Here is a 20,636-nt window from a genome sequence, read left to right on the forward strand (position 1 = left end):
GTTTATCTCAAATGAGATAAATTCTCATTGACTGGCGGGACAGGCCCGCCAGCCGTGGGTTTCAGCGGTAGCCGGCGGCCTGCAGCTCGAACAGTTCGGCGTAGCGGCCGCCCTGGGTCATCAGCTCGGCATGGGTGCCGCTGGCCTCGATCCGGCCGTCGGCCAGCACCAGGATGCGGTCGGCCATGCGCACCGAGGAGAAGCGGTGCGAGATCAGCACCGCGGTGCGGTTGTCGGACAGTTCCTTGAAGCGCTGGAACACCTCGAACTCGCTGCGGGCATCCAGTGCCGCGGTGGGTTCATCGAGGATCATGACCTGCGCATCGCGCATGTAGGCACGGGCGATCGCGATCTTCTGCCATTGGCCGCCGGACAGGTCCACGCCCATCTTGAAGCGGCGGCCGATCAGCTGGTCGTAACCACCGGGCAGGCCGGCGATCACTTCATCGGCCATGCCACGCCGGGCGGCATCGCGGATGCGGGCGTCATCGCTCATCGCCTCGACCAGGCCGACGCCGATGTTCTCGCCTGCGCTGAGGTTGTAGCGCACGAAATCCTGGAAGATCACCCCCATGTTGGCGCGCAGGTCATCGAGGTCGTAATCGCGCAGGTCGCGGCCATCGAGCAGGATGCGGCCTTCATCGGGGTCGTACAGGCGGGCCAGCAGCTTGACCAGGGTGGTCTTGCCGGCGCCGTTCTCGCCGACCAGCGCCAGCACTTCGCCGGCACGCAGGTCGAAATCCAGGTGGCGTACCGCCCAGCTTTCCGCATCGGGATAGCGGAAGCCGACGTTCTCGAAGACGAAGCCCTGGGTGATCGGCTGCGGGATGGCGACGGCATCCGGGCGCGAATGGATCTCCGGTTCGATCTGGAAGAACGAGAACAGATCGTCCAGGTACAGCGCTTGCCCGGCGACCTGCGAAAAGCCGATCAGCAGCCCTTCGAGCAGCTGGCGCAGGCGCAGGAAACTGCCAGCCAGGAAGGTGAGGTCGCCGATCGAGAAATCGCCGCGCACGGTGCGCCAGGCGATGTAAGCGTACGCGGCGTAGTACCCGAGCGTTCCCAGCGCGGCGAGCAGCGTGCCCCAGATCGCACGCTTGCGCGCGAGGGCGCGGTTGGCGAGGTAGAACTTCTCGGCCAGCCGTTTGTAGCGGTCGATCAGGAAGCGATGGAGGTTGAAGATCTTCACCTCCTTGGCGGTCTCAACGCTGGCCCCGATCTGGCGCAGGTACTCCAGCTGCCGACGCTCGGGCGTCCACTGGAAATTGAGGCTGTAGCCGGCAGCGTTGAAATGCGATTCGCCGATGAACGCCGGGATCAGCGCCACCGCGAGCAGCAGGATCAACCAGGGCGCGTACACGATCAGGCCGACCGCGAGACTGGCCACGGTGATGCTGTCCTGCACCTGGCCGAACAGCTGGCTCATCAGGTTCATCCGGCCCATGGTCTGGCGGCGTGCGCGGTCCAGCTTGTCCTGCAGGTCGGGGTCTTCGAAATCCTCCAGATCCAGCTCGGCGGCGTGTTCCATCAGGCGCACGCTGGTGACGTTGGTGAACAGCTCCGACAGCAACGTATCGGCGTAGCTGACCATGCGGCCGAGCAGGTCCGAGGCCATGGCCAGGCCGAACTCGAGTGCGAGCAGACCGAGCAGGGGGTTGAGCAGTCCGCTGGAAAGCGCCTCGCCGAACGGCGGGAAGCCCGCATCGTGCTGGCTGAGCAGTACCGCCGCATCGATGATCAGCTTGCCGACATACAGCATCGCCACCGGCAGCAACGCACGGATCACGCGCAGGCCGAGGCTGGCCAGGGTCAGCCCGGGGCTGGTCTGCCAGACCTGGCGCAGGAACGGGGGCAGGTTGCGCATCGCATTGACGCGCTCACGCAGGCTGGGATTCTTCTGGCCGGGTGCACCGGCAGGGGGGGAGGCGGGCATGGGCGCTATTGTGCGCGCCGCCGCTGTGGTTGCGGCATGAACCCTCCGCGCCGGCTCAGCCCGCCGGTTCTGCGTTCGCAGGCGGCTGCAGTGCGCCGGGTTGCAGCAGCTGCATCTGCTCCAGGACCGCTGCACTGGCGTGGGCAGGCGCGCGCGCATCTTCAACCGGGCGGTAATCGGCGTCGCGCACGTCGATGCCGTATGGGCGTATCAACAGCGCTTGCTCGCCGACACGGACCGCGCGGGCAGTCCATGATTCGACCAGCAGCGGGCGCTCCGCTGGCAGGGGGGCGAACAGGTCCAGCCCGGCGGCGTAGTCGGTAGGCGGATTGGTACAGGACAACAGGTGGCGCATCAGGGTGGGGGCAATGTCCATGTGGCTGGTGACGGCCGATTCCACCGCCGGCGCGCGGCCGGGCCAGCGCACCAGCATCGGCACGCGGGTCTGCACATCGCTGAAGTTGCTGTTGTGCCCCCAGTCGTTCTGGCCGAGGTCGTTGAACGATTCGCCGTGGTCGCTGGTGATGATCACCACCGTGTCCTGGCTTCGTCCGGTGTCCTCCAGCGTCTGCAACAGGTGGCCGATCAGCGTATCGGCCTTGAGCACGGCGTTGCGGTAGCGATTGAACAGCGGCGCCGGATCGGTGGAGCGCCGGGTGTTGAGATGTGCGCCCGTTGCAGCCTGCGGCAGGAACCGCTGCTCCGCGTTGGCCGGCACGGCATAAGGCGTGTGTGCGCTGTCCAGAAGAATGAAGCCAAAGAATGGCTGCCCCGTGGGTTGTGCGTGCAAGGCGGCGCTCATCTGCGTGACGACATGGCGGTCGCGTCGATCCTGTGCGACGTCGCTTGGTGCCGTGTGCAGTGGTGCGTCCGTCTCGACGAATACCGCACGGTCCATGCGGGCGCCGTGCAGTGAGGCGCCGCCGTACAGATGATATGCATAGCCGTGCCGCTGCAGCTGACGCAGCAGTTCCGGCCCGCGTCGGTGCTGGATCATGGTGTTGGTATGCAACGCCGGCAGGCCGTAGAAGAGCCCGAACAGGCCGTGCATGGTGTTGTTGCCGGTGCTGTAGTGCCGTCGTCCCTGCCATGCCGTTGCCGCGAAGCCGAACGCATGCGGCATCTGCGCTTCGGTGAGCATGTCATGGCGGAGCGAGTCGACCACGATCATCAGCACGTTGAGGGGCTGCTGCGCGTGGCACTGCAGCGGCACGCGCGGATAGAGCAGGGCGGCACCGCGGGCCGGCTGCCGGGCGAGCGAGCGTTGGGGACGGTCATCGACCGCCCAGCCCATTTCGACCAGATGCCGCCGTGCGGTCGCGGTGTGCAGCCACGGTATCGCGCGCAGGCCCGCCATCGCATCTGCGCGGCCCTTGCCGTCATACCAGATGCCCATGGCCTGGGTCACCACCACCAGTGGCAGCAGCAGGGCCAGCCAGCGCCCGTGGAGGCGGGCACCCCGTCCGTTGCGCAGCCGGCGGGCGAACAGGAACTGCGCCGCCGCCAGCGCGGTGACCCCGACCGTCGCGGCCAGCCAGGCCGCGGTTGTCAGCCCGAGCTGAGCCAGCAGGCCGCCATTGAGCATCAGCGCGATCACCAGGCCGTTGATATGGAAGCCGAACTGGTGGAAGACACGCGCATCGATCAGGATCGCCATCCACCACAGGGTGGTCAGGATGACCACGGTCGGCAGCGCCCATCGGCGCAGCGGCCTGATCGTGCCAAGCAGCCAACCGGGCATCCCGCATAGGGCCATGCCGGTGCCGACCTGCGCGGAAAGTGCTACCCCGGCGAACAGTCGCGCGTCCCCTGCGGCGGGCCATTCCATGTTCACCAGCACCGGTATCGCGGACAACACGGCATTGATGAGCAGATAGGTCGGCAGCCACGCGCTGCGACGCGCGGAGCAAGGGGTGCTGCCTGAGTCAGCCATGCGAACCGGTCCCGCCATGAAGAAGGCGGGACCGTACGGGGGAACGCGTCGTAAAGGCTGCGATATAGGAACAAAAAATCGCGCCTACCGAACGGATAGGCAGTCACTGCGATTTCCTGCCGCAATTGACTGATTTCAGCGTAGGAATTACCCGAATCAGCGTGCGGAACGCGGGACGCCGACATGCAGCTGCGATTCAGTCACTCCGACTGCCCTCGATGCGTGAGCGCACGGGGAGGGTACTTACGGCAGCGGCGGCAGCAGCCCGGCGCCGAGGCGGTTCCAGGCGTTGATCACCGCGATGCCCATGCTCAGGTCGCTGATGCCCTTTTCATCGAAGTGTGGGACCAGTGCCTCGTACGCGGCATCGGAGGGCGCCGCGCTGCTCAGCCGGGTCAGTGCTTCAGCCCAGCCCAGTGCGGCACGTTCGCGTGCATCGAAGAAGCGGCTCTCGTGCCACGCTGGCAGCGTATCCAGCTTGCGTGGCTCGATCCCTCCCTTGCGCAGCGTGGTGCCGTGCATGTCCATGCAGTAGCCGCAGCCATTGATCTGCGAGACACGCAGGAACACCAGTTCCATCAGTACCGGATCGATCGAGCTGTCGTGCACGGCCTTGCTGGTGGCCAGCAGGCCCTTGAAGGCCTCGGCGGCGAGGCGGGTATACGGAACGCGGGGAGAAGCAGACATGACGGACTCCATGACGGCCGCAGCGGCCGTCTTCATCAGGAGGACGCGCCAGCATCGCGCGCTGTGACAAGCGCAGTGAGCTTCTCCGGATTGAGCACGCTGAGCACGCGCACGATGCGCCCCGCATCGACCGTGATCATCGTGACCGAGTGCAGTTGGTCGCCGGCAAAGCGCAGGATCGCCGGCTCGCCATTGACCTGGCCGAGCCGGGCTGGATGCTGGCCGTTGCGGCGCGCGATCGCCCAGTACAGCTGCGCGATGCGCTCGGCGCCCAGTAGCGGACGGATCGCCGCGGTCACGCGGCCGCCGCCATCGGAGATCATCTCGGCATTGGCATCGAGCAGCGCGCGGATCGCCGCCAGGTCGCCCTGCTGCGAGGCATTCATGAAGCGCTCCAGCAGATCGCGGTGCTGCGCGGGCGAGACCGCGAAGCGCGGGGCCCCGGTCTGCAGCCGTTGCCGCGCCCGATGCACCAGCTGCCGGCAGTTGGCGGAGGAGTGCTCCAGCAGCGGGGCGATGTCCGGGTAGTCGTAGTTGAAGACGTCCTTGAGCAGGAAGGCTGCGCGCTCGTCCGGCGTGAGCTGCTCCAGCAGTGCCAGGAAGGCCACCGAGACCTCGTCGGCCAAGGCGTGACGCTGGGCCGGGTCTTGCAGCGGGTCCGGGTCCAGGGCGATCTCCAGCGGCTCGGGCAGCCAGGGCCCGACGTACTCCACGCGCGCACCGCGCAGTGCGCGCAGGCGGTCCAGCCCGAGCCGGGTGGTGGCCGTGACCAGCCAGCCCTCCGGGTCACGGATCGCCCCATGGTCGGTGCCCTGCCAGCGCAGCCAGGCATCCTGGACGATGTCCTCGGCGTCGCTGCGGCTGCCCAGCAGCCGGTAGGCCAGGGCGAACAGGCGGGGGCGGTGGGTCTGGAAGGTATCGGTCGGGGTCATACCGGAAGGACGCGGCCGGGCAGACCGCTGTGACAAGGCTGGGCGGCCACTGTGCACCAAACGGGGCCACCGCGAGCGATTCTCAACGCCGCGGGGCGGTAGTTGTTAAAATCGGCGGTTCAACCCCGCCAGCCTCCAGCAAGCGAGCAAGTCGTGACATCGATCAAGCAGGAAGACCTCATCCAGTCCATCGCCGACGCGCTGCAGTACATCTCGTACTACCACCCGGTCGATTACATCAAGAGCCTCAACGCTGCCTACGAGCGCGAAGAGTCGCCGGCCGCGAAGGAGGCGATGGCCCAGATCCTGATCAACTCGCGCATGTGCGCCGAAGGCCACCGGCCGATCTGCCAGGACACCGGCATCGTCACCGTGTTCCTGGAAATCGGCATGAACGTGCGCTGGGACGACGCCACGATGGGCGTGGAGGACATGGCCAACGAAGGCGTGCGCCGTGCCTACAACTACCCGGACAACAAGCTGCGCGCCTCGGTGCTGGCCGATCCGGCCGGCAAGCGCATCAACACCAGGGACAACACCCCGGGCGTGGTCAACGTCAAGGTGGTGCCGGGTGACACCGTCGAGGTGATCGTCGCGGCCAAGGGCGGCGGTTCGGAAGCCAAGTCCAAGTTCGCCATGCTCAACCCGTCCGATTCGATCGTGGACTGGGTCCTCAAGACCGTGCCGACCATGGGCGCCGGCTGGTGCCCGCCGGGCATGCTCGGCATCGGCATCGGCGGTACCGCCGAGAAGGCGATGCTGCTGGCCAAGGAGTCGCTGATGGAGCCGATCGACATCAACGAGCTCAAGGCCCGTGGCGCCTCCAACCGTGCCGAAGAGCTGCGCCTTGAGCTGTTCGACAAGGTCAACGCGCTGGGCATCGGCGCGCAGGGCCTCGGCGGCCTGACCACCGTGCTGGACATCAAGGTCAAGGACTTCCCGACCCACGCGGCCAACCTGCCGGTGGCGATGATCCCGAACTGCGCGGCCACCCGCCATGCGCACTTCACCCTGGATGGCAGTGGCCCGGTAATGCTCGATCCGCCGTCGCTGGAAGACTGGCCGCAGATCACCTATGACGCTTCCAAGGGCACCCGGGTCGATCTGGACACGATCACTCCGGAAGACGTCGCCAGCTGGAAGCCGGGCCAGACCCTGCTGCTCAACGGCAAGCTGCTGACCGGCCGCGACGCCGCGCACAAGCGCATGGTGGAGATGCTGGACAAGGGCGAGCCGCTGCCGGTCGACCTCAAGGGCCGCTTCATCTATTACGTCGGCCCGGTCGATCCGGTGCGCGACGAAGTCGTGGGCCCGGCCGGCCCGACCACGGCGACCCGCATGGACAAGTTCACCCGCCAAGTGCTGGAACAGACCGGCCTGCTGGGCATGGTCGGCAAGGCCGAGCGCGGCCCGGCGGCGATCGAAGCGATCCGTGACAACAAGTCGGCCTACCTGATGGCGGTCGGCGGCTCGGCGTACCTGGTCTCCAAGGCGATCAAGGCGGCCAAGGTGGTCGGCTTCGCGGATCTGGGCATGGAGGCGATCTACGAGTTCACCGTGCAGGACATGCCGGTGACCGTGGCGGTGGATTCCACCGGCGAGTCCGTGCACCAGACCGGCCCGCGCGAATGGCAGGCCCGCATCGGCAAGATTCCGGTTGTGGTGGCCTGAGGCCTCCGGTCGCGGCAACGCTGGAAACGAACACGGCGCCCCAGGGCGCCGTTTTCCGTGGCTGACGCTGGCAGGCACGGACCGTTGGCCGGTACTTCCCCTCAGCGGCGCGCGTCCACCAGCATGCGCACCGCCAGCGCGCCGAGCACCGTGCCCATCAGGCCACGCTGTACCGTCTGCCAGCGCGGGCGCCCGGCCAGAAAGGTGGCGATACTGCCGGCGGCCAGTACGATCAGTGCGTTGACACTGACGCTGGTTGCGATCTGCACCAGCCCGAGCACCACCGATTGCACCATCACGCTGCCATGCCCATGGGGCTGGATGAACTGCGGCAGCAGCGAGGCGAGCAGAGCGGACGAATCGGGCATGGGGGGATCCTGGGCTGGCGGCGGGGCAGAGGACGCATTCTGCGAGCGTCCGCGGCGCAGTGGCAGAGACAGAACGCGTCCCCATCGCCCGTGCTCTGTACCCATGTGATGGTACGGAGCGCGGGCGCATACTGTGCGCCTCCCTCAAGAGGCCCTGAGCATGCGTACCACGTTGTATGGATCGCCGAGTACCGCCGCCCTGGTCGTCCATTGGCTGTTGCTGGAGCTGCAGATCGAGCACGACCTGGTGCTGCTGGATTTCGACAAGCGCGAGCACAAGGATGCAGCGTATCTCGCCTTGAATCCCGCGGGCCTGGTGCCGACGCTGGTGCTGGACGGGCAGGTATTGACCGAAGCGGCAGCGATCGCGCTGCATCTGGCAGACCGCCATCCGGAAGCGGCCCTGCTGCCAGCACCGGGGACTGCCGACCGCGCCGAGGCGTACCGCTGGATGTTCTGGTGCGCCAATACCGTGCAACCGGCGTATCGGGCGTGGTTCTACCCGCAGGAAATGGCGGGCCCCGAGCACGTGGACGCGACCCGCCAGCGTGCGCGCGAGCGGTTGGAAGGCGCCTGGCAGCATCTGGCCGAGCACCTGTCCACGCGCGGCCCGTACGTGCTGGGCGAGTCGTTGAGCGTGGTCGATTTCATGTTGGTGATGTTGATGCGCTGGTCGCGCAACATGCCCACGCCCAGTGACACCTGGCCGGCATTGAAGGCCTACGCGGATCGCCTGAAAGCACGGCCGGCGTTCGCCGAGGTCTACCGTCGCGAGGGCATCACCGACTGGCGCTGAGTGACGTCAGTCGACGTACTCGTCGAAGATGCGACGCGCCGTAGCCGGTGTAGCGGAACAGGCGTCTGCGGCTGCGCCGGGAGCCCGCGTCTTAATTCGGAAAACACGCAATGCTACATTCCGGGCATGCACACATGCCGGCCATGGCCGGATACTTTCGACACGGAGCACGACGATGCCGAGGATGCTTTCCGCCCTGCTGTTGATCCTGCTGGTCACCGCCTGCAGCAGTGATGGCGATTTCCACACCGCCCCGCCCAGCCTGCGCGAGGTCACCGCTGCCAACCAGTGCATGCAGCAGTGCCAGCGTCAGTACGACAGTTGCATGACCAGCCGTACCGGGTTTGGCAGCGGCGACAGCTGTGGCGCCGGGGTGGCGACCCAGCGCGACGCGAAGTGCGACAAGATCGACAACCCGGACCTGCGTAAATCATGCCAGGCCAGCAGCGACTACTGCCGCAACCGACTGCCCGCGCTGACCTGTGGCGAGGATATCAACCGGTGTACCAGCCGCTGCGGAGGCAGCTGAGGCGCGGTTTTACGCCGGCAGGATCTCCAGCACCGTCTCCGGCGGCCGGCACAGACGTGCCCCGCGCGGGGTCTCCACGATCGGGCGGTTGATCAGCTCCGGGTGGGCGACCATCGCCTCGATCAGCGCGGCATCGGACAACGCGTCGTCGTCCAGCCCGAGCGAACCATAGGCCGGCTCCTTGCTGCGCAGCAACGCTCGCGGGGCGATGCCCATGCGCGTTATCAGCCCTGCCAGGGTGGCACGGTCCGGCGGCGTCTTCAGGTATTCGACCACCACTGGCTCGATGCCGTGCTCACGCAGAATCTCCAGCGCCCCGCGCGAGTTGCTGCAGCGCGGGTTGTGCCAGATCGTCACCGCCATCAATACCACTCCAGCAGCGACACACCCAGGCCGACATAGGTGGCCTTGTGGTTGTAGTCGATCATGCTCTCGCCGTAGCCATCGAAGATCTGCACGTGGCCGCGCAGCAGGTTGCTGATCGGGAAGCCGTAATCAAGCTGCAGCGCACCGTGCGAGCGGTCGCCGCCGCGCAGCGAGTGACGCGCCATCAAGGACACCTCATGACCGTTTTTGTTCCAGGTCAGGGTGGCGTCACCGCGGCCCATGTAATCGGAGATGTCCGGGTTGTTGTCGTCCTTGCGGTCTTCCGGGATGCGATACCACGGGCGCAGCACCAGCGCCCAGTTCTCGCGGTCCAGACCAACGGTGGCGATCACCCGGTTCCAGCTGCGCGACAGGGGGTCGGCGCGGCCGTTGGACATGTGGTTGACGCTGATCCCGCTCATGCGTCCGCGCCAGCCGCCGATCGAGTAGCCGTTGCGGAACATCATCATCACTTCCGGCTCGTAGTTGGTCTCGCGGAACGGGCGCGAGTTGTCGGCGTTGTAGGCCTGCCAGCGCGAGCTCTGCGTGTAGCCGGCCCAGATGTCGCCGTTGTCGCCGAACAGGTTCTCCACGATCTTGGTCTTGAAGCTGAGCTGGAATTTGAGTTCCGCGCTGTCCAGCTGCTGCGAGGTGGTGACCGTGTTGACCGGGTTGGGCGACTGCGGCATCTGGTTCTTGTCGCTGGTCCAGAACGCGGGCAGCAGGTAGACCGGCTTGTAGGCGCGCAGCTGGAACGCGCCGAGCTTGGAGTCCTGCGCGAGCTCCCAACGGCTGTCGAGCAGCGAGCCCTTGCCGGCATTGGCCAGCGCATCTTCATGGCCGTCGTTCTTGAACACTTCGCCGAGGCGCTGCTTGACCCGCTGCGTCGCGGGCGCGTCGGCGTCGGCACTGCGGGAGGCCTGACGTTCTTCGCGGCGCTCCTGCTTGGCGGCGGTGGCAGCGGCATCGGCGGCCAGGGTGACCTCGGGCGTACGCCCGAACAGCGTGTCGTAGCAGGCCAGGCGCGCTGCGTCAGTGTCCACCAGGGCGCAGGCCTCCGGCGAGGCCGGGGTGGGCGCGGCCTCCTGGGCAGCAGCAGGCAGCGCCGCGCAGGCCAGGGCCAGGGCGGTGAACAGGGCGGAACGGGAATGGGGCATGGTCATGGGAGCAGGGCCGCGTGACAAAAATGAATGGGTCTGATCGCACAGTGTCGCCGCTGCCCGGCATTCCTGCCAGCACGCAACGGCATCGATCTGATCGGGTTTATGCCGGTCAGTGGTGTGGTCGGGGTGTGAAAGTGCGCGTGCCGTGGGGGATCAGAAGAACCACGCGAAGGCGAACAGCCCCAGCATCGCGATCACCAGCGCCAGCTTCAGGGCAAAGCCGAGCAGAATCCCCAGCCAGGTCGCCAGGCCCACCTTGGTGGAGCGGCCCAGCTCGCGGGTGTGCCAGTACTCGCCCAGCAGTGCACCGGCCAGCGGGCCGACGAACAGGCCGATCGGCATGAAGAACACCCCGACGATGCTGCCCAGGAAGGTTCCCCACAGGGCCTTGCGGCTGGCACCTACTCGCTGCGCGCCGACCACCGTGGCCAGGATGTCCCCGGCGAAGGACAGCAGGGTCAACAGGCCCAGGACCGTCAGCGGCAGCCAGCCCACATGCACGAAATCGTCGACCCATGCCGCCAGCACCAGCCCGGCGAACACCAGCGGGATGCCGGGCAGGGCGGGAAGGATCACGCCGGCGATGCCGACGAGCACCAGAACGACGGCTAGCAGGTACAAGATGAATGAATGGTCCATGCTGTCCAGTATGGTTCCTGAAATGGGGTTGACATCCGAAGGTTTTGGCCAGTTGCTTTTTCGTTTTGCTCGGGTTAAGTTGCAGGCGCTGAGCTTGGCAAGGTCACCGTGGATCGTGGCCTGATGATGGTAGATCTTCCAGATCCGCTGCATCGTTGCACCCCGCTTCCTCCTTGCTGTCAGCCGCCTGTACGGGTGTATCCAACAACAAGACAGTTAGGGAGTAGCTGAGATGGCTGAGAAGGGCACCGTCAAGTGGTTCAACGACGCGAAGGGTTTCGGGTTCATCAGCCGTGAGAGCGGCGAAGATGTGTTCGTGCACTTCCGCGCGATCGAATCCCAGGGCTTCAAGAGCCTGAAGGAAGGTCAAGCGGTCGAGTTCGAAGTGGTGACTGGCCAGAAGGGCCTGCAGGCCGACAAGGTCAAGCCGCTCTGAGCGCAGACCGGGTCCTGCCTGGTTGAAACACGAAAAGCAAAAGGGCCCGCTTGCGCGGGCCCTTTTTTGTCGCGTGCAGGGCGGCTGCGCCAATCAGCGCAGGATCACCTTGCCGTTCACCACGCGCACGTAGGTGTTCTCGCGGATGCCACCCAGATCACGCTGGTTGACGACGACGGTGCGACCGTCATCCATGCGCACGGTGATGTCGAACGTATCGCTGGTCACGTTCTTCTGGATCTGGTTGCCGGCCAGCGCACCACCCACCGCGCCTGCGGCGGCGGCGATGTTCTTGTTGCCGCGGCTGCCACCGGTGTGGTCGGAGATCTCATGGCCGGCGACCGCGCCGACGATGCCACCCAGCACCGCGCCGGTCGCGCTCGGTGCGCTGCGGCCCGATGCGACCTGATTGATACGGGTCACGATGCCGCAATCGGCGCAACGGTTGGTGTTGTAGTTGCCGCCGGAATTGCCGTAACCGTTGTTGTAACCACTGCTGCCGTAGCCCGGCGAGGTGGTGGCACAGCCAGCCAGGGCGACGGTGGCAACGGCAGCAGCGGCAATCAGTTGAATCTTCATGGTGTATCTCCTGGCCAGAGGGGTGGTCGAATGCGTCTGGTGCGCATGGAGCAGATCGTGTCCTGTGCTGCGTGAACAGCGTGCCAATCCCGGGGCGCCAGCGTGGCTGGAAGATGAATCAGCGGAAATCCTGGTGGCAGGCCTTGCAGTCCGCCTGGATCTTCTCGACCAGCGTGGCCATGCCAGGGCAGTCGGTCGGCGGTGCGGCCAGGGCCTCATTGAGGGTGGCGCGCAGGGCGCTGGCGTGCTGCTGGAAGCCTTGGCTGTCCTTCAGGCCGGGAAAGGCCAGGTCCAGATCATTGGAGAGCGAGCGCAGCGTCTGCAGCCGCGGCACGGTGTCGGCCAGGCTGCAGCGATTCTGCGCCTGCGCCGCCTGAAGCAGTTCCACCTGGCGGTTCATCACGTGCATGAGCGAATTCGGGAAGGGGTCCTGGCGGGCCTGGATCGCCCGCGAGACCATCACCGTAGCGATCAGGCCGATCACGAGGCCCAGCAGGCCCACGAACAGGTAGCGGTAAGCGGCGGAGGGGCGGCGTGGCGGGGTCACGGGGTCGTTCATCGTGGGGGCTTCGGTGAGGGTGGCTGCGGCGATGGTACGACGCGTCCTGTCCACGGCGCGTCCCGACCGGGCCTGCGCGCATTAAAATAGGCGCATGAACGACGTACTGCGCGAACGATTTGCCGGCATCGACCGGTTGTATGGAGTGGGCACCGTGGATCTGCTTGCCAGCCGTCGAGTGGCGGTGGTGGGCATGGGTGGGGTCGGCTCGTGGGTGGTCGAAGCCCTGGCGCGCACGGCGGTGGGCCATCTGACCCTGATCGATGCCGATGACATCTGCGTGTCCAACACCAACCGCCAGCTGCCGGCGCTGGCCGGGCAATACGGCCGCAACAAGGCCGAGGCGATGGCCGAGCGCTGCCGGGCGATCAACCCGGACATCAGCGTCGATGCGATCGCCTCGTTCCTGACCGTGTCCAACATGGTCGAGCTGCTGGACCGCGATTTCGATCTGGTGATCGACGCCTGCGACAGCTTCCGCGTCAAGGTCGAAACCATTGCCTGGTGCCGCCGCCGCAAGCTGCCGATCCTGACCGTGGGCGCGGCCGGTGGGCGGACCGATCCCACCCTGGTGCGGATTCGCGATGTCTCGCGCACCGAGCACGACGCGATGATGGCGCTGATCCGCAAGAAGCTGCGCAGCGATTTCAACTTCCCAAAGAACGCCTCGCGTTACTTCGGCGTGCCGGCGGTGTACTCGCTGGAAAACGTGAAGTACCCGCAGGCCGACGGCAGCGTGTGCGGCATCCGCCCGAACCTCGGCGCCGACGCGGCGCTGAAGCTGGACTGCGGCGCCGGGCTGGGCGCGGCCACGCATATCACCGGTGCGTTCGCGTTCGCGGCGGTGGGCAAGGCGCTGGAGATGTTGATGAAGCCGAAGAAGGGGGCGGTGCCTGCCGAGGCTTGATTCCGGCGGATTCGCCGCTCAGAGGCGGAACAACGCCTCGGCGTTGGCCGTGGTCTGCGCGGCAATCGCCTCGGCCGGCTCCCCGCGCAGCCGCGCCACCGTCTCCAGGATCACCGGCAAGCGTGCCGGCTCATTACGCTCTCCACGGATCCCCGCATCCGGCTGATCCGGCGCGTCGGTCTCCAGCAGCAGCTGCTCCAGGGGCATACCGGCCACCAGACGGTGCAGGCGCTGGGCGCGGTCATAGGTCAACGGGCCGCCCAGCCCGATCAGGAAGCCCAGCTGGTGCAGCTGCGCCGCCTGCTCCGGACTGCCCGGGAAGCTGTGCACCACGCCGCGCAGCCCGCCGATCTGCTTGATCGCCGCGATCACCGCATCCACCGCGCGGCGCGCATGCACGATCACCGGCAGGTCGAAGTCGCGTGCCAGCCGCAGCTGGCCGAGGAAGTAGTGCTGCTGGGCGTCCGGGTCCAGCCCCTCGACGAAGAAATCCAGCCCGCACTCGCCCACCGCGCAGGGGCGCTCGCGTTCGAGCCACACGCGGAGTTCCTGCAGGTGTTCCGGACGGTGCTGGTCCAGAAACATCGGGTGCAGTCCGTAGGCAGGGTGCAGACCGTCAGCCAATCGGCACGCATCGCGCAGGCCGGGCCAACTGGCGGCAGTAACGGCCGGCACGACCTGGGTCATGACGCCGGCCGCGCGGGCGCGCGCGATCACCTCAGGGCGATCCGCATCGAACTCACCCGCATCCAGGTGGCAGTGGCTGTCAATCACCCTCACGCGCGGCGCTTGCTCGGCAACGGCGGGGGAAGCTTGTCGCCGCGTCGCTTCCAGTTGGCCAGCAGCAGCGTGCCCAGGCCGAACAGGATTTCATCCACGAACGGCAGCGGGTCGGGAATCACCAGCGTCACCGCGAACAGCGCGGCGGTGATCTTGAACAGGGTGGGGTAGCGCAGCCGACGCGCCCATTCCAGCACCGGCAACAGTATGGGATTGGACATGAGGCACTCCTGGGCAGATGCTGTAAACGCTATCACGAGCCCAAGGCTCACCGAACCTGAATGGGCGACAGGATGTTCACGATCCGTGGAGATTCCGTTCAGGGTGGCCGTGCTGGAATTCACTCAAGAACGTTGCGGATCGTCCGCAAGGAGCCGGTTATGAAAAGTACAACTACTACTGCGTTGGTCGCTGCGGGTGCACTGCTGGTCGGCGGTATCGCCACCGCTGCCTTCATGAAGGGCGGCAGTTCCTCGCCCGATGCGGTGACCGCTGCTCAGACCCGGCCCACTCTGGACACCACGCCGCTCGCCGACGATGGCGCGCGCACCGACCAGCTGGCCATTGAAGACAAGGCCGGCAAGCTCGAGTACGCCGACATCGTCAAGGTCGATCCGCTGACCAAGAAGGAAAAGGCCTACGCCACCGTGATCGGCACCGAGCCGGTGCGCGAGACGTCCAGCACGCAGACGCCGCATGAAGTCTGCCAGGACGTGGTGGTGCAGGAGCGCCTGCCCGAACGCGACGGCAACGTTGGCGGTACCGTCGCTGGTGCCGTGATCGGCGGCCTGCTGGGTAACCAGGTCGGTGGTGGCAATGGCCGCAAGGCCGCCACGGCCGCTGGTGCTGTCGCTGGCGGCATGATCGGCAACCAGGTGGACAAGCGCCATGTGGGCGGCCGCGTGGTCAACCGCACCGAGCGCCAGTGCCATACCGAAACCGCGACCTCCGAGTCGACCCGCGTGACCGGCTACAACGTCACCTACCGCAATGAAGACGGCACCACCGGCACCATGCGCATGGCCAGCAAGCCGGGCAACCGCATCCCGATGGGCACCACCAACGCGGTCACCGGTTACAACGTGACCTACCGTTACGACGGCGCCGAGAAGACCGTGAAGATGGACAACAAGCCGAGCAGCGATCGCCTGCCGGTGATCGATGGTCAGCTGGTCACCCAGACCGCTGCACTGGATGCGAACAGGCAGTAAGTTCCTGCAGCTCGAAAGCACCACCAGCACGCCGGCCTCTGCCGGCGTGCTGCGTTTTGGGGCGAGCCGCACGGCACGCCGATCAGTGCATCTGCGATCATGCCGGCACGCATGCAGCACATGAGGACGCCATGAGCATTTTCGACCTCCAGCTGGAGACCGACCGTCTGATCCTGCGCCCACCGCGCGCCGAGGATTTCGATGCCTTCCTGCGCTTCTGCTCGGACCCGGAGGTGATGCAGCACCTCGGTGGCGTGCAGGCCCCGTCGCAGGCATGGCGCAGCTTCAGCTGCCTGGTCGGCAGCTGGCATCTGTACGGATTTTCGATGTTCTCGGTGATCGAAAAAAGCAGCGGTGAATGGGTCGGCCGCATGGGCCCCTGGCAGCCGCTGGACTGGCCGGGCACCGAGGTCGGCTGGAGCATCCGCCGCGAGAGCTGGGGCAGGGGCTATGCGCCCGAAGCGGCCGTGGCGAGCATGGACTGGGCGTTCGACACGCTGGGCTGGGAAGAGATCATCCACACCATCGATGCCGCCAACGAAAACTCCAAGGTAGTCGCGCGCAAGCTGGGCAGCTCGCTGCTGCGCATGGGCGAGTTGCCGCCGCCGCATGCCGGCAAGCCGATCGAGATCTGGGGCCAGTCGCGCCAGCAATGGCAGCAGCGACGCGTCACGCAGCGGTGATGCTGCACCCGCGCTTGGCAAAGGCGATGGGGTGAGGCCAGACTCGGCAGCGCGGGCAAGCCGCCCGCGATGCATGAGCAAGAGTCCATCCGGCTATCCGCCTACGCAACACGTCACGGAGGGTGATGCATGTTTGCCGTGGTTCCCGATCCGATTCCCGCGCGCATGAAAGGCCTCAACCGGGCCGAGATCTGCGACGCCAACTTCATCGATTTCGTGCAGCAGTGGCGTGGCGAGCCTGCGCCGAGGCCAGCCCCCGGCAGCCCCATCCTGCCCGGCAGCACGCTGGATGCGCAGGGCTTTGCCGAGCTGTTCGAATCCCAGCTCATCAGCCGCCACCTGGACCTGATGGCGCGCGTGCTGCGGGTACAGAACAAGGTCTTCTACACCATCGGTTCGTCCGGGCATGAAGGCAATGCGCTGGTGGCGCGGCTGGCCCGGCACACCGATCCTGCCTTCCTGCACTACCGCTCCGGCGGCTTCATGGCCGAGCGCTTCCGCAAGCTGCCGGGCATGGATCCGGTGATGGACGCGGCGCTTTCGTTTGCGGCCAGTCGGGACGATCCGGCCAGCGGCGGGCGCCACAAGGTATGGGGCAGCAAACCGCTGTGGGTACTGCCGCAGACCTCCACGATCGCCTCGCACCTGCCAAAGGCCTTGGGCACCGCGCTCGCCATCGAAAGCGGGCGACGCATTGGTCATACGCTACCGATTCCCGAAGACAGCGTGTTGATCTGCTCCTTCGGCGATGCCTCGGCCAACCACGCCACCGCGCAGACGGCGTTCAACACGGCGGCGTGGGCGGCGTACCAGCGGCTGCCGGCGCCGATCCTGTTCGTCTGCGAAGACAACGGCATCGGCATTTCGGTCAAAACGCCGGACGGCTGGATCGCGCAGAGTTTCGCGCATCGCCCGGGCCTGGATTACTTCTTCGCTGATGGGCTGGATCTGGTGGAGGGGCATGCGCAGGTCGAGCGCGCGCTGGCACATTGCCGGCAGACCCGCCGCCCGACCTTCCTGCACCTGCGCACCACGCGGTTGATGGGCCATGCCGGCACCGATTTCGAGATCGAATGGCGGCCGTTGCCGGAGCTGTGCGCCGCCGAGGCCAGCGATCCGCTGCTGCGCTCGGCGGCGATCGCCCTGCAGTCCGGGTGGATGACCGCCGCGCAGGTGCTCGATCTGTACGAGCGTGTGCGCGCGCGCTGTTTCGCGGCGGCCGCCGAAGCGGATCGACGCCCGAAGCTGACCGCTCTCGCCGAGGTCATCGCCCCACTGGCGCCGTACTCGCCGGCGGCGGTGCATGCCGAAGCCACGCGCGTGGCCGCTGATGACGCGCGTGCTGCCGCATTCGGTGGTGAGGCGCAGCTGCCGGAAACGCAGCCGCCGCGCCATCTGGCGATCCAGATCAACCAGGCCCTGCACGATCTGATGGCCAAGTACCCGGCCACGCTGCTGTTCGGCGAGGACGTCGCGCAGAAAGGTGGGGTGTACACGGTCAGCAAGGGCCTGCTCAAGGCGTTTGGCCCACGTCGCGTGTTCAACACCCTGCTGGATGAAACCATGATCCTGGGCATGGCGCAGGGGCTGGCCAACCTGGGCATGCTGCCGATCCCGGAGATCCAGTACCTGGCCTACCTGCACAATGCGGCCGACCAGCTGCGTGGCGAGGCGTGCTCGCTGCAGTTCTTCTCCAACGATCAGTACCGCAACCCGATGCTGGTGCGCATTGCCGGGCTTGGCTACCAGAAGGGCTTCGGCGGGCATTTCCACAACGACAACTCGATCGCTGCGCTGCGCGACATCCCCGGCCTGGTGGTCGGCTGTCCCTCGCGCGGCGACGATGCGGCGATGATGCTGCGCACCTTGGCGGCGCTGGCGACCGTCGATGGCCGCGTCGCGGTGTTCCTGGAGCCGATCGCGCTGTACATGACCAAGGACCTGCACGCGCCGGGCGATGGCCAATGGCTGTTCCCGTATCCGGCACCGGAGCAGGCCCTGGTGCTCGGCGAGGGCCGGGTCTACGCGCCGGAGGCCGGTGACCTGGTCGTCTTCACCTACGGCAATGGCGTGCCGATGAGCCTGCGGGCGGCACGGGCGATCGAGCAGCAGCTGGGTTGGCAGGTGCGGGTGGTCGATCTGCGCTGGCTGGTGCCACTCAATGCCGGCTTCATCGCCGGCCAGGCTGCCGATGCCCAGCGGGTGCTGGTGGTCGATGAGGGGCGGCACAGCGCCGGGGTGGGCGAGGGCGTGATCACCGCGCTGGTCGAGGCCGGGCTGGGGCACCTGCCGATCCGGCGGGTCTGCGGGGCTGATACCTACACGCCGCTGGCGGGGGCAGCATTGTGCGTGCTTCCAAGCGACAATGCGGTATTGAACGCCGCCCTCGCGCTGGCGCAGGACCATTGATACATGTGTGGATTGGCAGGCATGTTGCTGCCCGCTCCGGCAAGGGAGCAGGCAGCACTGGAAGAACAGGCGCGGCGCATGGGCGACGCATTGGTGCACCGTGGCCCGGATGACAGCGGGGTGTGGGCCGATGCTTCGGCCGGGATCGCGCTGGCGCACCGCCGGCTGAGCATCCTGGACCTGTCGCCGCTGGGCCATCAGCCGATGGCGTCGGTGGATGGCCGTTATGTGCTGGCCTACAACGGCGAGGTCTACAACTTCGCCGAGCTGCGCGCCGAGCTGGAAGCGCTGGGCCACGGCTTCCGCGGCCACTCGGATACCGAAGTGCTGCTCGCGGCGATCACCGAGTGGGGCTTCGACGAGACCCTGCAGCGCAGCAACGGCATGTTCGCCATCGCCTTGTGGGACCGCGCCGAGCGCTGCCTGTGGCTGGCCCGCGACCGGGTCGGCAAGAAGCCGCTTTACTACGGCTGGGCTGGCGAAACGCTGGTGTTCGGCTCCGAGCTCAAGGCCCTGTGGCAGCACCCGGCCTTCGACAACGAGGTCGACCGCGATGCGCTCACCCTGCTGCTGCGGCTGGATTACATTCCCGCGCCGCACTGCATCCACGAACGCTGTTTCAAGCTGATGCCCGGCCGCGTGCTGCGGCTGGATGCCGAGGCGGTGGCCGCCGGCGCTGCCGCGCATCGCCCGGACCAGTTGCAGCAGCCGTTCTGGAATGCGCGCGAGCGCATGCAGCAGGCACTCGCCGCGCCGTTCACCGGCAATGAAGCCGAAGCCGAAGAGCGCTTGGATGCGGTGCTGCGCGACGCGGTGGCGCTGCGCATGGTGGCCGATGTACCGGTCGGCGTGTTCCTCTCCGGCGGCACCGATTCCTCGGTGGTGGCCGCCTTGATGCAGGCACAGTCGAGCCAGCCGGTGCACAGTTTCAGCATCGGCTTCACCGGTTCGGATCATGACGAGGCACCGCTGGCCAAGTCGCTGGCCCAGCACCTGGGCTGCGATCACACCGAGCTGTATGTCAGCGGTGCCGACGCGCTCGCGGTGGTGCCCAGCCTGCCGGCGATGTTCGATGAACCCTTCGCCGATGCCTCGCAGGTGCCCACGGCGCTGGTTGCCAAGCTGGCGCGGCAGGGCGTGACCGTGGCGCTGTCCGGCGACGGTGGCGATGAACTGTTCTTCGGCTACACCCGTTACCAGCGGGCGATGCGCAACTGGCGCCTGCTGGGCAAGGTGCCCGCGCCGCTGCGGCGCTGGATGGCCAGCCATGCGCATACGCAGGGCGAGGCCTCGCGCACGGGCGGGCTGGCCGCGCTGCTGGCCGAGTCCGGCGCGCGCGGGATTGGCGATGTTTACCGCAACCGCATTTCGCGCTGGCGCGATCCGGTGGCGGCCGTTCGCGGTGCACAGGCGGCCGGCAGCTTCTACGACCTGGCCGATCCGCTGCACGGCGCCGGCTCACCGGCGGACGCGATGATGCTGGCCGATTTCAGTACCTATCTGCCCGATGATCTGCTGTGCAAGGTGGACCGCACCAGCATGGCGGTCAGCCTGGAGGCGCGTGCACCGCTGTTGGACTGGCGGGTGGCCGAGTTCGCCTGGTCGCTGCCGATGGCGATGAAACAGCGCGATGGCGTCAGCAAGTACCTGCTCAAGCGCGTGCTGGGCCGCTATGTACCGCAGGACATGGTGCACCGCCCCAAGCGTGGCTTCGGTGCCCCGGTGAGCGCGTGGTTGAAGGGCGACCTGCGTGGCTGGGCCGATGAACTGCTGGATCCGGCGCGGCTGGCCGAGGAGGGGGTGTTCAACGTCGAGGCGGTGGCGCCGCTGTGGCAGCAGTTCAAGCAGGGCGAGCGCAAGTGGCACACGCATCTGTGGAACGTGCTGATGTTCCAGGCCTGGCAGGCGCATTGGCGCAACGCACGCGCCGAAGTGACACGCGGATAGCGCCACGCGTGCGGGTATGTCTGGACGGAAGGCAGCCACCCATGCGTGGCTGACGTCGCCTTCACCGTTGCCGAAGGTAGGCCCGCCTAGGCTGGGCCTTTCCCCCAA

General features: G+C 66.9%; 22 protein-coding genes. 10 read left to right on the forward strand and 12 right to left on the reverse strand.

Features of this window, described 5'->3' with window-relative positions; genetic code table 11:
• Positions 1 to 61 precede the first annotated feature (61 nt).
• From ABE463_RS09395 to ABE463_RS09410, 4 genes are all read right to left on the reverse strand, one after another.
• Positions 62 to 1,933 (reverse strand): ABC transporter ATP-binding protein, encoded by a 1,872-nt coding sequence (locus tag ABE463_RS09395; RefSeq protein ID WP_346467974.1) that lies wholly within the window; start codon positions 1,931 to 1,933, stop codon positions 62 to 64.
• 55 nt (positions 1,934 to 1,988) lie between these two features.
• Positions 1,989 to 3,866: a sulfatase-like hydrolase/transferase gene (locus ABE463_RS09400; RefSeq protein ID WP_346467975.1), complete on the reverse strand. Its 1,878-nt coding sequence runs from the start codon at positions 3,864 to 3,866 to the stop codon at positions 1,989 to 1,991.
• Between the two features lie 243 nt (positions 3,867 to 4,109).
• On the reverse strand, positions 4,110 to 4,553 hold the full coding sequence (locus tag ABE463_RS09405; protein ID WP_346467976.1) for a carboxymuconolactone decarboxylase family protein: 444 nt from the start codon (positions 4,551 to 4,553) through the stop codon (positions 4,110 to 4,112).
• Positions 4,554 to 4,588: 35 nt separating this feature from the next.
• Complete coding sequence (locus ABE463_RS09410) at positions 4,589 to 5,485, reverse strand: RNA polymerase sigma-70 factor (protein ID WP_346467977.1); 897 nt, start codon at positions 5,483 to 5,485, stop codon at positions 4,589 to 4,591.
• Between the two features lie 153 nt (positions 5,486 to 5,638).
• On the opposite strand from ABE463_RS09410, the gene ABE463_RS09415 reads away from it, so the two are divergent.
• Entirely contained in the window at positions 5,639 to 7,156 is a 1,518-nt protein-coding gene (locus ABE463_RS09415; protein WP_319212097.1) for a fumarate hydratase, read from the forward strand.
• Positions 7,157 to 7,257: 101 nt separating this feature from the next.
• On the opposite strand, the gene ABE463_RS09420 is transcribed toward ABE463_RS09415, so the two are convergent.
• Positions 7,258 to 7,524: a hypothetical protein gene (locus ABE463_RS09420; protein ID WP_346467978.1), complete on the reverse strand. Its 267-nt coding sequence runs from the start codon at positions 7,522 to 7,524 to the stop codon at positions 7,258 to 7,260.
• A gap of 160 nt (positions 7,525 to 7,684) precedes the next feature.
• Between ABE463_RS09420 and ABE463_RS09425 the strand changes: the two genes are divergently transcribed.
• Together ABE463_RS09425 and ABE463_RS09430 are read left to right on the forward strand one after the other, a co-directional pair.
• Positions 7,685 to 8,320, forward strand: coding sequence for a glutathione S-transferase family protein (locus tag ABE463_RS09425; RefSeq protein ID WP_313218839.1), 636 nt, complete (start codon positions 7,685 to 7,687; stop codon positions 8,318 to 8,320).
• A 175-nt stretch (positions 8,321 to 8,495) separates the two neighbouring features.
• Entirely contained in the window at positions 8,496 to 8,849 is a 354-nt protein-coding gene (locus ABE463_RS09430) for a hypothetical protein (protein WP_346467979.1), read from the forward strand.
• A 9-nt stretch (positions 8,850 to 8,858) separates the two neighbouring features.
• Here ABE463_RS09430 and arsC read toward each other — a convergent pair whose 3' ends face one another.
• The 3 genes from arsC to ABE463_RS09445 form a co-directional block, all read right to left on the reverse strand.
• On the reverse strand, positions 8,859 to 9,212 hold the full coding sequence (gene arsC, locus ABE463_RS09435) for an arsenate reductase (glutaredoxin) (RefSeq protein ID WP_346467980.1): 354 nt from the start codon (positions 9,210 to 9,212) through the stop codon (positions 8,859 to 8,861).
• Positions 9,212 to 10,378, reverse strand: coding sequence for a phospholipase A (locus ABE463_RS09440; protein WP_346467981.1), 1,167 nt, complete (start codon positions 10,376 to 10,378; stop codon positions 9,212 to 9,214). Before ABE463_RS09440 ends, arsC begins: the two co-directional genes overlap by 1 nt.
• 153 nt (positions 10,379 to 10,531) lie before the next feature.
• On the reverse strand, positions 10,532 to 11,017 hold the full coding sequence (locus ABE463_RS09445) for a DUF456 domain-containing protein (RefSeq protein WP_346467982.1): 486 nt from the start codon (positions 11,015 to 11,017) through the stop codon (positions 10,532 to 10,534).
• Here ABE463_RS09445 and ABE463_RS09450 point away from each other — a divergent pair.
• Complete coding sequence (locus ABE463_RS09450; protein ID WP_259261655.1) at positions 11,001 to 11,141, forward strand: hypothetical protein; 141 nt, start codon at positions 11,001 to 11,003, stop codon at positions 11,139 to 11,141. The two genes, ABE463_RS09445 and ABE463_RS09450, sit on opposite strands and share 17 nt — an antisense overlap.
• Before the next feature lie 108 nt (positions 11,142 to 11,249).
• Positions 11,250 to 11,453: a cold-shock protein gene (locus tag ABE463_RS09455; RefSeq protein WP_019185917.1), complete on the forward strand. Its 204-nt coding sequence runs from the start codon at positions 11,250 to 11,252 to the stop codon at positions 11,451 to 11,453.
• Positions 11,454 to 11,546: 93 nt separating this feature from the next.
• Here the strand turns inward: ABE463_RS09455 and ABE463_RS09460 are convergent, their stop codons facing one another.
• Positions 11,547 to 12,032, reverse strand: coding sequence for a glycine zipper 2TM domain-containing protein (locus ABE463_RS09460; RefSeq protein WP_019185918.1), 486 nt, complete (start codon positions 12,030 to 12,032; stop codon positions 11,547 to 11,549).
• 118 nt (positions 12,033 to 12,150) lie between these two features.
• Positions 12,151 to 12,591: a hypothetical protein gene (locus tag ABE463_RS09465; protein ID WP_346467983.1), complete on the reverse strand. Its 441-nt coding sequence runs from the start codon at positions 12,589 to 12,591 to the stop codon at positions 12,151 to 12,153.
• Between the two features lie 94 nt (positions 12,592 to 12,685).
• Here ABE463_RS09465 and ABE463_RS09470 point away from each other — a divergent pair, with 94 nt between their 5' ends.
• Positions 12,686 to 13,498: a tRNA threonylcarbamoyladenosine dehydratase gene (locus ABE463_RS09470; RefSeq protein ID WP_346467984.1), complete on the forward strand. Its 813-nt coding sequence runs from the start codon at positions 12,686 to 12,688 to the stop codon at positions 13,496 to 13,498.
• Between the two features lie 18 nt (positions 13,499 to 13,516).
• On the opposite strand, the gene ABE463_RS09475 is transcribed toward ABE463_RS09470, so the two are convergent.
• A complete protein-coding gene (locus ABE463_RS09475) occupies positions 13,517 to 14,278 on the reverse strand; it encodes a TatD family hydrolase (protein ID WP_346467985.1) in 762 nt (253 codons plus the stop codon).
• Positions 14,275 to 14,499, reverse strand: coding sequence for a DUF6116 family protein (locus ABE463_RS09480; protein ID WP_346467986.1), 225 nt, complete (start codon positions 14,497 to 14,499; stop codon positions 14,275 to 14,277). Before ABE463_RS09480 ends, ABE463_RS09475 begins: the two co-directional genes overlap by 4 nt.
• A 159-nt stretch (positions 14,500 to 14,658) precedes the next feature.
• Between ABE463_RS09480 and ABE463_RS09485 the strand changes: the two genes are divergently transcribed.
• The 4 genes from ABE463_RS09485 to asnB all read left to right on the forward strand — a co-directional run bounded on the left by ABE463_RS09485 (position 14,659) and on the right by asnB (position 20,528).
• Positions 14,659 to 15,489, forward strand: a complete 831-nt coding sequence (locus tag ABE463_RS09485; RefSeq protein WP_123730792.1) for a glycine zipper 2TM domain-containing protein — start codon at positions 14,659 to 14,661, stop codon at positions 15,487 to 15,489.
• 131 nt (positions 15,490 to 15,620) lie between these two features.
• Positions 15,621 to 16,172, forward strand: coding sequence for a GNAT family N-acetyltransferase (locus ABE463_RS09490; RefSeq protein WP_346467987.1), 552 nt, complete (start codon positions 15,621 to 15,623; stop codon positions 16,170 to 16,172).
• Positions 16,173 to 16,301: 129 nt separating this feature from the next.
• Positions 16,302 to 18,581: a thiamine pyrophosphate-dependent enzyme gene (locus tag ABE463_RS09495; RefSeq protein WP_346467988.1), complete on the forward strand. Its 2,280-nt coding sequence runs from the start codon at positions 16,302 to 16,304 to the stop codon at positions 18,579 to 18,581.
• Between the two features lie 3 nt (positions 18,582 to 18,584).
• A complete protein-coding gene (gene asnB, locus ABE463_RS09500) occupies positions 18,585 to 20,528 on the forward strand; it encodes an asparagine synthase (glutamine-hydrolyzing) (RefSeq protein WP_346467989.1) in 1,944 nt (647 codons plus the stop codon).
• Positions 20,529 to 20,636: the final 108 nt, after the last annotated feature.

It is taken from the genome of Stenotrophomonas sp. TWI819, assembly GCF_039673075.1.
Taxonomy (GTDB): domain Bacteria; phylum Pseudomonadota; class Gammaproteobacteria; order Xanthomonadales; family Xanthomonadaceae; genus Stenotrophomonas; species Stenotrophomonas rhizophila_B.